14 protein-coding genes and 1 pseudogene are annotated in these 14,610 nt (G+C 56.2%); 1 reads left to right on the forward strand and 14 read right to left on the reverse strand.

Annotation, left to right across the window (positions count from 1 at the left end; all coding sequences use genetic code 11):
* The 7 genes and pseudogenes from ACXJ5O_RS06995 to rimP form a co-directional block, all read right to left on the reverse strand.
* A pseudogene (locus ACXJ5O_RS06995) lies at positions 1 to 169 on the reverse strand (30S ribosomal protein S15); the annotation flags it as partial.
* Between the two features lie 74 nt (positions 170 to 243).
* Positions 244 to 1,215 carry a tRNA pseudouridine(55) synthase TruB gene (gene truB / locus ACXJ5O_RS07000; protein WP_457299266.1) on the reverse strand — a complete coding sequence of 324 codons (972 nt, stop codon included), beginning with the start codon at positions 1,213 to 1,215 and terminating at the stop codon, positions 244 to 246.
* A gap of 1 nt (position 1,216) precedes the next feature.
* The gene (rbfA, locus tag ACXJ5O_RS07005) at positions 1,217 to 1,681 is read right to left on the reverse strand and encodes a 30S ribosome-binding factor RbfA (RefSeq protein ID WP_457299256.1); all 465 of its coding nucleotides are present in this window, start codon (positions 1,679 to 1,681) and stop codon (positions 1,217 to 1,219) included.
* Between the two features lie 96 nt (positions 1,682 to 1,777).
* On the reverse strand, positions 1,778 to 4,504 hold the full coding sequence (infB, locus tag ACXJ5O_RS07010; RefSeq protein WP_457299257.1) for a translation initiation factor IF-2: 2,727 nt from the start codon (positions 4,502 to 4,504) through the stop codon (positions 1,778 to 1,780).
* Positions 4,501 to 5,154, reverse strand: coding sequence for an RNA-binding protein (locus tag ACXJ5O_RS07015; RefSeq protein WP_457299258.1), 654 nt, complete (start codon positions 5,152 to 5,154; stop codon positions 4,501 to 4,503). The genes infB and ACXJ5O_RS07015 overlap by 4 nt, the downstream gene beginning before the upstream one ends.
* 17 nt (positions 5,155 to 5,171) lie before the next feature.
* Complete coding sequence (gene nusA / locus ACXJ5O_RS07020; protein ID WP_457299259.1) at positions 5,172 to 6,773, reverse strand: transcription termination factor NusA; 1,602 nt, start codon at positions 6,771 to 6,773, stop codon at positions 5,172 to 5,174.
* 64 nt (positions 6,774 to 6,837) lie between these two features.
* Positions 6,838 to 7,506: a ribosome maturation factor RimP gene (gene rimP, locus ACXJ5O_RS07025; protein WP_457299260.1), complete on the reverse strand. Its 669-nt coding sequence runs from the start codon at positions 7,504 to 7,506 to the stop codon at positions 6,838 to 6,840.
* A gap of 269 nt (positions 7,507 to 7,775) precedes the next feature.
* On the opposite strand from rimP, the gene ACXJ5O_RS07030 reads away from it, so the two are divergent.
* On the forward strand, positions 7,776 to 7,940 hold the full coding sequence (locus ACXJ5O_RS07030) for a hypothetical protein (protein ID WP_181872304.1): 165 nt from the start codon (positions 7,776 to 7,778) through the stop codon (positions 7,938 to 7,940).
* A 28-nt stretch (positions 7,941 to 7,968) separates the two neighbouring features.
* Here ACXJ5O_RS07030 and ACXJ5O_RS07035 read toward each other — a convergent pair whose 3' ends face one another.
* The 7 genes from ACXJ5O_RS07035 to lnt all read right to left on the reverse strand — a co-directional run.
* Positions 7,969 to 9,486 (reverse strand): tripartite tricarboxylate transporter permease, encoded by a 1,518-nt coding sequence (locus ACXJ5O_RS07035; RefSeq protein WP_224513198.1) that lies wholly within the window; start codon positions 9,484 to 9,486, stop codon positions 7,969 to 7,971.
* A gap of 9 nt (positions 9,487 to 9,495) precedes the next feature.
* A complete protein-coding gene (locus tag ACXJ5O_RS07040) occupies positions 9,496 to 9,978 on the reverse strand; it encodes a tripartite tricarboxylate transporter TctB family protein (protein ID WP_457299261.1) in 483 nt (160 codons plus the stop codon).
* Positions 9,975 to 10,925, reverse strand: a complete 951-nt coding sequence (locus tag ACXJ5O_RS07045) for a Bug family tripartite tricarboxylate transporter substrate binding protein (protein ID WP_457299262.1) — start codon at positions 10,923 to 10,925, stop codon at positions 9,975 to 9,977. The genes ACXJ5O_RS07040 and ACXJ5O_RS07045 overlap by 4 nt, the downstream gene beginning before the upstream one ends.
* A gap of 250 nt (positions 10,926 to 11,175) precedes the next feature.
* Positions 11,176 to 11,874 (reverse strand): tRNA (guanine(46)-N(7))-methyltransferase TrmB, encoded by a 699-nt coding sequence (gene trmB / locus ACXJ5O_RS07050; protein WP_457299263.1) that lies wholly within the window; start codon positions 11,872 to 11,874, stop codon positions 11,176 to 11,178.
* A gap of 17 nt (positions 11,875 to 11,891) precedes the next feature.
* Entirely contained in the window at positions 11,892 to 13,157 is a 1,266-nt protein-coding gene (metK, locus tag ACXJ5O_RS07055) for a methionine adenosyltransferase (RefSeq protein ID WP_457299264.1), read from the reverse strand.
* A gap of 181 nt (positions 13,158 to 13,338) precedes the next feature.
* Positions 13,339 to 13,752 carry a helix-turn-helix domain-containing protein gene (locus ACXJ5O_RS07060; RefSeq protein WP_112526604.1) on the reverse strand — a complete coding sequence of 138 codons (414 nt, stop codon included), beginning with the start codon at positions 13,750 to 13,752 and terminating at the stop codon, positions 13,339 to 13,341.
* A 100-nt stretch (positions 13,753 to 13,852) separates the two neighbouring features.
* The coding region (gene lnt, locus ACXJ5O_RS07065) for an apolipoprotein N-acyltransferase (RefSeq protein ID WP_457299265.1) at positions 13,853 to 14,610 on the reverse strand (758 nt) is incomplete at its 5' end.

A 14,610-nucleotide genomic window follows, 5' to 3' on the forward strand; every position in this document is an offset into this window, starting at 1 on the left:
CGGCAACCTGGACTTCCGGAGAACCGGTATCGCCTGGCTTCGTTGCATATTCAGTGATCACTGCCTGCTTGCGTTCAGCGGTTATCGACATCGTATATCCTTTCTTTTGAAGAGGAAAACAGGATGCCCACGGCCGGGATGTCGTCCAGCGGGGGCCGGTTAAAGCGATAGCAAAAGCTGGTCGCTGCGGGCCGTATAGTCGAAAATGTGACAAATTACCAGCCGCAAATGATTCCGGCCATTTCAGGCCGTGAATACGCGCTTTGGCTGGAACTGGCCATGTTCGATGAAACCGATTGCCAAGAGTTTACCTTTGGCTGTCACGCAGGCTTCGTCGGCTTCGACAGGTGCATCGCGCCCGCGCAGTATCACAGGATTGCCCATGCGAATACGATGCGCCTGATCATCGGAGACTGCAACCTGCGGCAGGCTTTCCAACGCTGCGCCCGTATCGATAAGAAAAGCATCCATCACCGAGAAGCGCTCGGCCAGCCGCTCATAAGATCGATCCTCACCCTCCTCCTCCGTCGGGACAGGTGGGTGGGCAGCTTCCAGCTCCGCGAGTGTGACGAAATCAGACTCGTCGAACGGTGCAACCTCAATGCGGCGCAGGTCGGAAATGTGGCCATAGCAACCAAGATCGCGGCCCATGTCGCGTGCGAGAGAGCGCACGTACGTGCCCTTCCCGCATTCGACTTCGAAGATCGCCGTCGCGGCATCGGCCTGTTCGATCAGTTCCAGTCTGCCAATTTCCACTTCGCGGGAGGGTATCTCGACCTCCTCGCCGCCGCGGGCGAGATCGTAGGCTCGTTCGCCGGCGATTTTGATGGCGGAGAATTTGGGCGGCGTCTGTTGGATGACACCGATGTATTTCGGCAGCAACGCTTTGATTGACGCTTCGTCCGGACGCGAGTCCGACGTCACAGTCACCTCGCCCTCGAGATCATCCGTGGAGCGTTCAGCCCCCCAGGTCACTTCAAAGCGATAGATCTTTGTTCCGTCCATAACGTAGGGAACCGTCTTTGTCGCCTCACCCAAAGCGATCGGCAGCATGCCGGATGCCAGAGGGTCCAGCGTGCCCGCATGACCAGCTTTCTCGGCCTTGAACAACCATTTGATCTTGGAGACGGCCTCGGTTGATCCCATGCCTTTAGGCTTGTCGAAGATCAGCCAGCCGGAAACCGGGCGGCCCTTTTTCTTGCGCTGCCGTGACATCTCAGTCGTTACCGTCGCCGTCGTGGCCTGGCACGTCGCCCGGATTAGGCTCACCACCATCGTCATCCTCATCGTCGTCGACGAGGTCGCGGGTGACTTCCGGCTTGCGCAACAGAGCGTCAATCTTGGCGTAATTGTCAAAGCTGGTGTCAATGCGGAACCGGAATTCCGGCATATATTTCATCTGCTTGAGATGAGCCGCGGCCCGGCCTCGAATGAACTTGGCATTCTTGTTAAGGGCGCTGATGACGCCATCGCTGTCGATGGCACCAACCGGAGATACAAAGCAGGTAGCGATTTTCAGATCTGGTGACATGCGCACTTCCGAAATGGCAATCACCGCATTTTCCAGCGTGTCATCACGAACATCGCCGCGTGTAAGCACTTGAGAAACCGCATGGCGCACTTGCTCACTGACGCGCAACTGACGTTGAGAAGGGCCTGATCCTGTAGCAAAACGAGCCATAAATTTATCTTATCCCAAGAATGTCCTATGCCAATAAACAATGGATCGCCGGTTTTCATTCCGGCGATCCTGTCATCAACTATTGAGGCGCTGCCTTTAAAGCGTGCGGGTCACATGTTCGACGCGGAAAGCTTCGATCGTATCGCCTGCGCGCATATCGTCGTAATTCTCGAACGCCATACCGCATTCTTGGCCGGCCGGGACTTCGGTAACTTCGTCCTTGAAGCGCTTGAGCGTCTTGAGCTTGCCTTCATGGATGACGACGTTATCGCGGATAAGGCGGACGCCCGCACCACGTTCGACCTTGCCTTCCGTGACACGGCAGCCAGCGACCTTGCCAACCTTGGTGATATTGAAGACTTCCAGAATTTCCGCGTTACCGATGAAGGTTTCGCGGCGTTCTGGCGAAAGAAGACCCGACATCGCTGCCTTCACATCATCAACGAGGTCGTAAATGATGTTGTAGTAGCGGATTTCGATGCCTTCACGCTCGGCCAAATCACGGGCCTGCTTATTGGCGCGCACGTTGAAGCCGATGATCGCTGCGTTGGAGGCCTCCGCGAGGGCGATATCGCTCTCGGTGATGCCGCCAGCACCCGAGTGGATAATTCGCGCGCGTACTTCGTCGGTTCCAAGCTTATCCAGAGCACCGGCAATGGCTTCGATCGAGCCTTGCACATCACCCTTGATGAGAAGCGGAAATTCCTTCAGCCCGGTTACCTGCAACTGGCTCATCATCTGTTCAAGCGAACCGCGTGAACCGGCTTGACGTGCCACAGCCTTTTCACGGGCGAGACGTGTACGGTATTCGGAAATTTCACGCGCCTTGGCTTCGCTTTCAACGACAGCAAAACGATCACCAGCCTGCGGCGGTCCGCCTAGACCAAGAACCTCGACCGGCATTGCAGGTCCGGCATCCTTGAGATTTTCACCGCGGTCATTGACCAATGCACGAACACGGCCCCACTCGCTGCCTGCGACGATGATATCGCCCGGCCTGAGAGTGCCCTTCTGAACCAGAACGGTAGCAACCGAACCGCGGCCACGATCCAGCTTGGCTTCGATCACGACACCTTCAGCCGTCCGGGTAGGATCGGCTTTAAGGTCGAGAACTTCCGCCTGAAGCAGGATCGTTTCCAAAAGCTTGTCGAGGCCTGCACCAGTCTTGGCCGAAACCTCCACGTCCAGTGTTTCACCACCCATGGATTCCACGAACACTTCATGCTGCAAAAGACCGTTGCGAACCTTCTGCGGATCAGCAGACGGCTTGTCGATCTTGTTGATCGCAACGATGATCGGAACACCCGCTGCCTTGGCATGGTTGATCGACTCGATCGTCTGCGCCATGACGCTATCATCGGCAGCAACGACCAGAATGGCGATATCGGTTGCCTGCGCACCGCGAGCACGCATGGCCGTGAAGGCTGCGTGGCCCGGCGTATCGATAAACGTGATCTTCTGGCCGTTCTGTTCAACCTGATAGGCACCAATGTGCTGGGTAATACCGCCCGCTTCGCCGGAAACGACGTTGGCCTTGCGGATCGCATCGAGCAGCGAGGTCTTGCCGTGGTCGACGTGACCCATGATGGTGACAACCGGCGGACGCGACACAAAGGATGCCGTGTCGTCCTGCACATTGAAGATACCTTCCTCAACGTCGGATTCAGCAACGCGGCGGACCGTGTGGCCAAATTCTTCGGCAATCAACTGAGCCGTATCGGCGTCGATCAGATCGCCCGGCTTCATCATCTGGCCTTCCTTCATCAGGAATTTGATGACGTCGACGGAACGCTCGGCCATACGCTGGGCGAGTTCCTGGATCGTAATCGTCTCCGGCAGAATAACTTCACGCGCGATCTTCTCGCGGGTTTCCTGCTGCATGCCGCGCTTGAATTTCTCCTGGCGGCGGCGCATGGCGGAAAGCGACCGGCTGCGGCTTTCATCATTGAGCGCGGTGCCCAATGTCAGCTTGCCGCGGCGGCGTTCATCTTCGCCCTTGACCACTTTTGGTGCCCGGACTTCCGGCTTGGCCGGAGCAGCACTGGTGCCACGGCGGGCACCAGCAGGACCACGACGATCGTCGTCTTCTTCAGCAGCATTCGGCTTGCGCGCCGCTGCTTTCAATGTTGCGTCATCGGCTGTCTTCAACTCGGCAGGCTGGCGCTTGCGGGATTCTTCTTCCGCACGCTGCTTGGCCTCGGCCTCTTTGCGCAGGCGCTCTTCTTCCTCAGCCTGTCGGCGGGCAGAAGCTTCGCGTTCCTGAGCACGCAGTGCGTCGTCTTCAGCACGGCGGGCGGCTTCGATGGCTGCCTTGGCGCGATCTTCCGCATCACGGGCCTTGGAACCTTCAAGCGCCTTGCGGCGCGCTTCGAGCTCGGCTGTGGACAGTGTATTAAGCACCATACCGGAACGGTCATTCGGGCGCTGACCAGAAGGACGATACGGCTGTTGGGCGGGGCGCTGCTGGGCTGGCGCAGCGGGACGCGCACTCGTCTGGGGCGCTGGTGCCGGCGCGGCCGGAACCGCCGGACGCGGCGCCGGTGCAGCAGCAGCACTTGGCTGCGGTGCAGCCGGCTGGGGTGCAGGGCGCGCGGGCGCAGCTGCCGGCGTTGGCGCTGGAGTCGCCGCAACAGGAGGTCCAACCTCCGGTTTCTGATCCGGGAGGCTGAACTTGCGCTTCTTTGTTTCAACGACAACAGACTTCGTACGCCCATGGCTGAAGTTCTGACGCACGGTGCTCTGTTCAACGCCAGGCCGCTTCAGGGTCAGGGTCTTCTTATTGACGCCTAGCGTCTTGTCGTCTGTCGATTTTGTATCGCTCATTCCGTTTCCGTTTCCTTCGCGACAGTCGCCGCTTTAGCGTCGGCCACATCCGTGGGGCCATCGCGAAAATGCTGTAGAAGCCAGGCTCGTTTTATGAACCCGGCAGCTGCCTTCCCCTTGAGTACGGCAGCATGTATCACATTTACCCCACCCAATGCCAAATCCATTTCACTGCTTTCGAACAATGAAAGGGCGGGTATTTCAGGTCCGCCCGCATAAACAACCGAACGGCGGGCCTGGTCAAGTTTGCGGACACCATCTTCCGCTGCTTCAAAGGCATGAAGCACGAGTGCAGCGGTGCCGTTGCGGATCGCAATATCCACTTTTGCGGCCCCTGTTACCACAACCCCGGCCTTTCGCGCCAACCCAAAACTGCCCAACGCTGATTTTGTAAGCATCTGGTCCACTGTCTGTCCCAAATTATCGGGAGCCGTGATGCCGCTTTTCAATCCGCGCGGAAAAAGTTTTCGCTTGACCGCTTCATCAATGTAGCGCCGCTGGGCTTTCACCCAACAGCCCCGGCCAGGAAGATTGCGCTTCAGGTCAGCGACAACCGTACCATCGGGACCAGCGACAAACCGGATCATGTCATCGACAGAACCACTTGTCCGCGTGACAATGCACGTTCTGTCGTTCATTTCCGGTTCCACGTCTGGATCGCTCGAAATCAGCCAGCGACCTCTTCTTCTGCCGTTGGTTCAGCTTCGGCAGCAGCAAGATCCTCTTCCGTGATCCATCCGGCTTTCAGGCGTGCAGCAAGAACCATCTGTTCCGCGTCGGCACGGCTGACTTCGAACGACGACAGAATGCCCGGATAGTTGATTGTCTCACCATCCTTGCGTTCACGCCAGCCGGTCAGTTCGTCGACCGCATAGCCAGCGAAGTCCTCGATTGTCTTGACGCCATCTTCACCGACAGYAACGAGAATAGCGTTGGTCATGCCTGGCAGGTCACGAAGCTCGTCCGCAACACCCAGTTCCTTCCGGCGGGCGTCGCGTTCCTCTTCAATACGGCCAAGATATTCCTGGGCGCGCTGCTGAATTTCCGTTGCCGTATCCTCGTCGAAACCATCGATGGAGGAAATGTCGTCGGCATCCACATACGCGATTTCCTCGACACTGGCAAAACCTTCGGAGGCAAGAACCTGGCCGACCATCTCGTCGACATCAAGCGCTTCCATGAAGAGGTTTGAGCGTTCGACGAATTCCTTCTGGCGGCGCTCGGATTCTTCCTGCTCCGTAAGAATATCGATGTCCCAACCGGTCAACTGCGAAGCGAGACGCACGTTCTGCCCGCGACGACCGATTGCAAGTGATAGTTGGTCATCCGGGACCACAACTTCAATACGTTCGGCGTCTTCATCGAGAACAACTTTGGAAACTTCTGCCGGCTGCAGCGCATTGACGATGAACGAAGCGGGCTCAGGCGACCATGGAATAATGTCGATCTTTTCGCCCTGAAGCTCACCGACAACCGCCTGGACGCGCGAACCGCGCATACCAACACAGGCGCCGACCGGGTCGATCGAAGAATCCCGGGAGATGACAGCGATCTTGGCGCGTGAGCCCGGATCGCGGGCTACCGACTTGATCTCGATAATGCCATCATAAATTTCCGGCACTTCCATGGTGAAGAGCTTTGCCATGAACTGCGGATGAGTGCGGCTCAGGAAAATCTGCGGGCCTCGCTGTTCTCTGCGCACATCGTAAACATAAGCGCGAACACGATCGCCATAACGGAAAGTTTCGCGGGGGATCAGCTCGTCGCGGCGGACAATGGCTTCACCACGCCCGAGGTCGACGATCACGTTGCCATATTCAACGCGCTTGACACTGCCGTTGATGATTTCGCCGACACGATCCTTGTATTCATCGTACTGGCGGTCACGCTCGGCTTCGCGCACTTTCTGCACGATGACCTGCTTGGCAGATTGCGCAGCGATACGGCCAAAATCCATCGGCGGCAGCTGGTCGGCAAGGAAATCGCCGGGCTGTGCATCCGGATTGCGATCCCTTGCAGCTTCCATGCTGATCTGGGTGACCGGATCTTCGACATCGTCAACCACCTCAAGCAGGCGCTGGAGCTTGATTTCACCGGTCTTGGCGTTGATATCGGCCCGGATATTGGTTTCCTGGCCATAACGCGAGCGCGCGGCTTTCTGAATGGCATCGGCCATCGCCGCAATCACGATCTCGCGGTCAATCGACTTCTCGCGCGCCACCGCATCGGCGATCTGCAGAAGTTCTAGCCTGTTTGCACTGACTGCCATGTTCTTCTCCTTGAAGTTCCCCTTGGGGTTCATCGCCGCATTGCTTCTGCGGGCGTATGAAATATCAATCCTGTTTTGCCTGTTCCTGCCCGGCCGTCGAAGCTTCCGCCTCGTCTGCCTGGCCAGTGGTATCTTCCGGGATCCGGCCTTCGCGCAAATCCTTGTCGCGGCGCAGCGCATCACGAATGAGGTCGTCAGTCAGGACAAGCCGTGCATCCGAAATCAGCTCGAACGGGACCTCCACGACTGGTTTGTCGCCATAACTCGCCTGGTCGCTCTCGACCGTGACACCTTCTATGGAAACCTCGGCTATGCGGCCGCGAAACTTTTTGCGCCCTTCGTGAACGGCTGACGTATCTATCTTGGCGATATGGCCGATCCATTTGGTAAAATCTGCTTTGCGCACCAATGGCCGGTCAATACCCGGTGAGGACACTTCGAGATGATAGTTGCGGTCAATTGGATCCTCGACATCGAGCACCGGTGACAATGTCCGACTGACGAGTTCACAATCCTCGACGGTCATCGTGCCATCGTGGCGCTCGGCCATGATTTGCAGCGTCAAACCGTTGAGACCGGAAAGCCGGGCGCGTACCAACCGAAACCCGATCGACTGCAGCACCGGATCAATGATACCGGCAACGCGGGCATCGATACCCGTTTCAGTAATGATCCGCTCTTCCGCACCCTCAATCGGGGTCGTTTTCTGTTTCGTATTAGCGTCGTCTGTCACGCAAAGATTTTCCCTGTTTCGGCCTTAAGAAACAAAAAAGAGCGGGACCGGTCTGGACCCACTCCTGTTCTATCGACCAAGAATATGACGCTTATATACCGAAATGGTGCGCGAGTTTCAAGCGCAGAGGTGATTTTCTGCTGAGTTGTGTGCAGACGCCAATCTCGCCATGCGTTTTCGCATGGCTGCCCTGCATTGTTGGACCTAAATTTATCAGCTCATTCATCCTATCTATGTTGCAGTGCAATATAGACTAAAGGATGAAAAAAATGTCCAAAACTCAACAGCTTTCGAAGATTGGTAACTTCTTCCGCGCGTTCGGAAGTGCGGTTGCTGTCGCCGAAGCTACTCGACTTGGCCACCAGCCTGTCGCGTCTGACCTTCGTGCGCTTGGTATCGACCCAGTACAGTTCAAATCCATCTACCGGCGCTAATCTCCGGTAGATGGCGTAGCAAACCCTCTCAATCCTCGTTCGCAGCGAGGGCGGCCAGGACTTTACCCTTGCCTCGCGCCCGCAGGATAAGCGGGACGACAACAGCGCATACTGCAAGTAACAGCAGTATCACCGATATCGGTGAGCCGACAAAGACGGTGAAATCACCCTGACTGATCTGCAGTGCGCGGCGGAAATGTATCTCCGCCATGGGTCCGAGAATGAGACCCACGACAACCGGCGCAATCGGATAGCCAAAAAGCCGCAGGAAATAGCCGAGCAGGCCAAACAGCAGCAACATGCCTAGCTCGAATGTCGAGGGATTGGCGCCAATGGTTCCGAGTGTCGCAAAGACCAGGATACCGGCATAAAGCCAATGCCTTGGGATCGATAGCAACCGGACCCATAATCCGACCAGCGGCAAATTCAGAACCAGCAACATGAAATTGGCCACGAGCAGGCTGGCGATCAAACCCCAGACCAGCTGCGGATTGGTTGCAAACAATAGCGGGCCAGGTTGCAAACCGAACTGCTGAAATCCTGCCAGCATGATGGCGGCCGTCGCGCTTGTCGGAAGACCAAGTGTCAGCAGGGGAACAAGCGTGCCTGCGGCCGATGCATTGTTGGCAGCCTCAGGACCGGCGACACCTTCAATGGCGCCGTGGCCGAATTCTTCAGGCTTTTTCGAAAGTTGCTTCTCTACCGAATAAGACAGGAACGTACCGATCTCGGCACCGCCCGCCGGCATCGCGCCTATCGGGAAACCGATAAATGTTCCCCGAAGCCAAGGTTTCCAGGAGCGTGACCAATCTTCCCTGTTCATCCAGACTGACCCTTTGACGGGCTCGATTTTTCCTTCGCCGGTGCTCTTCGATGCAGCGACACTCAATGTTTCACCAATCGCAAACAGGGCAACGGCAAGCGTTGTAATCTCGACGCCATCGGTTAGATCGGGGATGCCGAAGCCCAGGCGCACCTGTCCCGACAGACCATCGGCTCCTATCAAACCAAGCGCGAGGCCAATGAACAGTGCGGTCAATCCGCGCAAGGTGGAATCGCCAAAAGCTGCCGAAACCGTCATGAACGCCAACATCATCAGGGCAAAATATTCGGCCTCGCCAAAGGAAAGTGCAAATTTGACAATGGTAGGAGCAATCAGCGCCAGCGCCATGGTCGCGATTAACCCCGCCACGAAGGAACCGATCGCGGCCGTCGCCAGGGCAGGGCCACCTCGCCCTGCACGGGCCATCTTGTTGCCTTCGAGCGCAGTGACGATCGATGCGCTCTCCCCTGGCGTGTTCAAAAGAATCGACGTGGTCGACCCGCCATACATGCCGCCATAATAGATACCGGCAAACATAATGAGCGAACCTGCAGGATCGAGTTTATATGTAACCGGCAGCAACAAAGCGACCGTAAGGGCTGGTCCGATGCCGGGCAGAACGCCAACGGCGGTTCCCAATGTTACGCCAATGAGCGCATAAAGCAGATTGAACGGCTGGAATGCGACGGCAAAACCATGTGCCAGTAGAGTAAAACTATCCATAGCCGGTCCTCAAATAAGACGTTCAAGCGGTCCAGCCGGCAGGGACAACTGCAGTCCCTTGGCAAAAATGACCCAGATTATAAATGACAAAACGATACCGACGGGAACTGTCATCCAGAGCGGTCCCTTGCCGAAACCGCGCGCGGTAGCGGCGAAAAGCAATCCTGTCGCAATGGCAAAGCCCGTTATATGTAAAAGCAACATCTGGGCGACGAGGCCGCCTACGATCCATACAACAGGCTGGATCTGCTGTTCCTCGCGTTCGGGAAAATCACCACGCATAGCCTCAAACGCGGTCCAGATCGCAAGAATAAAAAGACCGCCGGCAATCGTGTAAGGGAAAACTGCCGGACCGATGCGTGTCGCACTGCCGCCAACGGCGGTGGCCGTACTATAGGCAATTATCKCAGCAACAATTGCGATACCAACGGCAATCGCCAGCGCCGCCCGATCGGGGCGGCGCGCTTCGGAACTCGGTGTCTCTTGTGTCATTTCACGAGGCCAATATCTTTCAGGATAGCTGCTGTTGCGTCGGTATCCTTTTTCAGCTGAGCCTTGAACTCGTCACCGGCAAGGTAGGTGTCAGCCCAGCCCTTGGCTTTAAGCTGTTCCTGCCAGGTTTTCGACTTTGCCAGTTTTTCAACGTCTGCACTGATCGCCGCTTCCTGTTCCGGTGTGATACCGGGAGGGGCCGCGATCATACGCCAATTCTGGATAGCGACATCTACACCGCCCTCCTTGAACGTCGGCGCATCGATGCCTTCAACCTTTGCATCGCTGGAAATGCCAATGATGCGCAGAGCGCCGGACTTGATCTGCGATTCGAATTCGCCGTAACCGGAAATGCCGACCGTAACCTGCCCGCCAAGGAGTGCAGCCAAAGCTTCACCGCCACCGGAGAAGGCAACGTAATTGATCTTTGTTGGATCGACGCCAACAGCCTTTGCAATTAGACCAGCTGTGATCTGATCAGTGCCGCCGGCCGAGCCACCGGCCCAGGAAACCGCCCCTGGGTCAGCCTTCAGCTTTTCGACCAGTTCAGCCATCGTCTTGATCGGCGACGCAGCCGGAACAACCACAGCCTCGAACTCACCTGTCAGGCGAGCGATCGGAGTAACCTGATCAAGTGTTACAGGCGATGCGTTGGTCAGAATGGYGCCCACCATGACGTAGCCGCCAACCATGAGCTGCGATGGATCGCCCTTGGCCGAGTTGGCGAATTGCGCCAAGCCAATAGTACCGCCAGCACCGGGAACATTCACGACCTGAACGCTACCGGAAATCTTCTCATCCTGCAGGGAGCTCTGGATGGTGCGAGCGGTCTGATCCCAACCGCCCCCTGGCGCTGCTGGAGCCATGATTTTGTAATCGGCGGCGAAGGCCTGACCGGAAAGGACCATCGCCCCGGCGGCCACACAGGCAAGCAAGATTCTACGCATTCTGGAAATCCCTCCCATGACGGCCATAGCGGCCGCCTGTTTTTGATAGATACTGAAGAAAACGGGAAGATGCCAAAGCCCATAGAACCGGATGGCAGATGCCAAAGTCCCTGGTTCGATAACTTTAATGTACGGACAGCCTCCCAGCGGTCTCCTCATCCTTAAAATGATACTAGGAAACTGTCAGGAAGCTGTCACGCGAAATGACGAACTAACTGCGATCTCGTCGCAGATTGATATTAGGTCGTGACTACAGGCGCGAAAAGGTCAGGTAAGCGCCCATGCGGCCTTCGCGATGGGCTTTCTGTTCGTAACGAGTGCCCGGCCACGCTTCGTAGGGCGTATGCCAGTCGGCGGAAGTCTTCGCCTGCCACTCAAATTGTCCGTGCGCTTGGCAATGTTGCAGTGTCCAGTTCACATAAGTGTCGATGTCGGAAGCAAACCGGAAATGACTTCCGGATTTCAGTACACGGGCAAAACGGTCGAGATTCTTCTGGCTAACGAAGCGGCGTTTCCAGTGCTTCTTCTTCGGCCATGGATCGGGATAGAACAGATCAATGCCGTCCAGGGAGTTGTCCGGCAACCAGTCGAGGACCTGTGTTGCATCATCATCATAGAGCCGAATGTTCCGTATCGGATCATCATGTAGATCGACGACGAGTTTCGCCATGCTGTTGACGAACGGCTCCACACCGATGAAACCGGATTGCGGACAACGCCGCGCCTCGTGCAACAGGTGTTCGCCGCCGCCAAAGCCAATTTCCATGCGGACCGTTTCGACCTCCGCAGAAAACAAACTGCGGAGATCGCCGGGTGCCGGCGCACCAATATCGAGCTTGAGCAGTGGCAAGAGCTCGTCGCGGATGGAGCGCTGTAAAGGACGCAGCGCTTTACCGCTTCTTCTACCGAAGAAGGCCTCCGTTGAACGCTCGCGCCGTGCCTCTGTCATAGGGTTGCAATGGCCGCTCAAGCGGCCAGAGCGGACTTCAACTGCTTGGCCAGATCTGTCTTCTCCCAGGAGAAAGAGCCGTCGCGGCCGGGTTTGCGACCGAAATGGCCATAGGCGGACGTCTTGGCATAGATGGGCTTGTTGAGGTCGAGATGCTTGCGGATGCCAGATGGCGAAAGATCCATGACCTTACGCAGGGCGGCTTCCACCTGATCCTCATTCACACTGCCGGTTCCGTGCAGATCAACGTAAACCGATAGCGGCTGGGCAACGCCAATTGCATAGGAGAGCTGGATCGTGCAGCGATCGGCAAACCCGGCAGCAACGACGTTCTTGGCAAGATAGCGGGCAGCATAAGCGGCGGAACGATCGACCTTGGTCGTATCCTTGCCTGAGAATGCACCACCGCCATGGGGCGCGGCGCCACCATACGTGTCGACGATGATTTTGCGGCCCGTCAGACCGGCATCCCCATCGGGCCCGCCGATAACGAACTTGCCGGTAGGATTGATGTACCAGACACAATCGTCCGCGATCTTCAGATCGCCCATCGCTTCGCGGATATACGGCTCAACGACCTTGCGAACCTTCTTGGAATCCCAGCTCGCATCCATATGCTGCGTCGAAAGCACGATCTGCGTAGCTTCGGCTGCAACCCCGTCCACATATCGCACAGTAACCTGGCTCTTGGCATCCGGTCCGAGCTTACCAGCCTCGCCTTCGCCCTTGTGGCGGGCGCTTGCCAGAAGTTCCAGAATTTTGTGGGAATAATAGATCGGAGCTGGCATCAGGTCTGGTGTCTCGCGGCAGGCATAGCCGAACATGATGCCTTGATCGCCAGCACCTTCTTCACCCTGGCGGTCGGCAGCGTTGTCGACGCCCTGCGCAATGTCAGCTGATTGCGGATGCAGGAGTACTTCGATTTTTGCGGTCTTCCAGTTAAAACCGTCCTGCTCGTAGCCGATATCGCGGATGGCGCGGCGGGCAGCGGCGCGAAAGCGCGAGGGATTGATGATCGGATGTCCCTTGGCGTCTTTCAGCACGACGCCGTCCTTGTCTTTCTTCAGCAATGTGTCAGGCACACGCACTTCGCCGGCGATCACGACGCGGTTGGTGGTTGCCAGCGTTTCGCAAGCAATGCGCACAGTCCACGGGTCAACACCCGTTTTCTTTGCCTCTTTGTAGATCATGTCTACGATTTCATCGGAAATGCGGTCACAGACCTTGTCTGGATGACCTTCAGATACGGACTCACTGGTAAAAAGATAAGAACTGCGTGTCACGGGGAACCCCTCTTGAAAGCGAACGAATGCTCAATCAGCAAAGTCTGAATTGGGCAGCGTAGTCTTTGCCAAGGTCGAGGGGATCAGTCAATTGCTTTCGTTTTTAAACAAATGGCAGTTTGAGAATTTTTTTCTAAAGCGCTGGGATGCACTTTAGTCTCCCAACACGCATTTCGGCCGATTATTCCTCTTCGTGACCCAATGTACGGACAAGATCGAGAATTTTCCGCCTTATCTTGGCATCGCCGATTTTCGCAAATGCACGGGCAAGCTGAATCCCCTCGGAACTATTGAGGAAGCCGACAACATAGGTGGTCTCACTTTCCTCCTCGAACCCCTTGGGCTTGTCGGATTGTCCAGGCATGTCGTCGAAGAAAAAAGTGACGGGTACATTGAGAATATTGCCAATGGCCTGCAAGCGACTGGCGCCGACCCGGTTCATCCCCTTTTCGTACTTCTGAATTTGCTGAAATGTTATTCCAAGGCTTTCACCAAGTTTTTCTTGGCTCAATCCAATCATGTTGCGTCGCAACCTAATGCGTGCACCCACGTGTACATCTACTGGGTTTGGTCTCTTCTTATTAGTATCAGTCATAAAAATCTCATTCGTATGAAATGAAGCTTAAAACGAATTTTATCATCAATGTATCAACGGGCCAAATATGGCTTTATTCGATAGGTCCACGTCTAAAATGTTAATCAACCCTCGCTCTATAGCGAAAAAAATAAGCCAGCGTTACAACCAGAACAATGCCAATTACAATCCAGAATTGAAAATGGCGCGCACCTGCACGAATTGGTAGTTCCACTTTCGTCGGAAGAGCGACATCGATCACGCCAACAGCGTTGAGCGCCAATGCATCAATGATTCGGCCATACGGATCTACAACACCAGAGAGCCCGTTGTTGGCAGCCCTTACAAGAGGCAAACCCTGCTCCACAGCGCGCAATTGAGCCTGCCGGAAATGCTGGTAAGGACCGGGAGTGTCTCCATACCAGGCATCGTTCGTGACGTTGACAATAGCGTCGGCACGGGGTCCTTCATAGGACATTTCAGCTGGAAAAATCGCTTCGTAACATATGAGGGGCAAAGCGGTGAATTTGTCGCTTACGGCAAGCGAACGGCGGGTCGCCGCAGCCGTGAACCCGCCAGGAAGCTCGATGACTTCGCTGATGCCAAACCGGCGCAGAATGTTCTCAAGCGGTACATATTCTCCAAAAGGAACGAGATGGACCTTGTCGGCCGCTCCCGTAATTTCTCCCTCGGCGTCGATTGAATATATTGAATTGTAGTAAAGCGGCGCATCACTGCCGCCGGGCTCTTCCATCCGAATGGCGCCAGCTAACAAAACCTGATCATCCGTTAGAATGTCGGCAATGCTCTTCAGTGCTTCCGGCGTTTTCGTCAAAATATAAGGAACTGCTGTTTCCGGCCAAACGATGAGCTGCGGTT

This window comes from Phyllobacterium sp. P5_D12, from assembly GCF_054049495.1.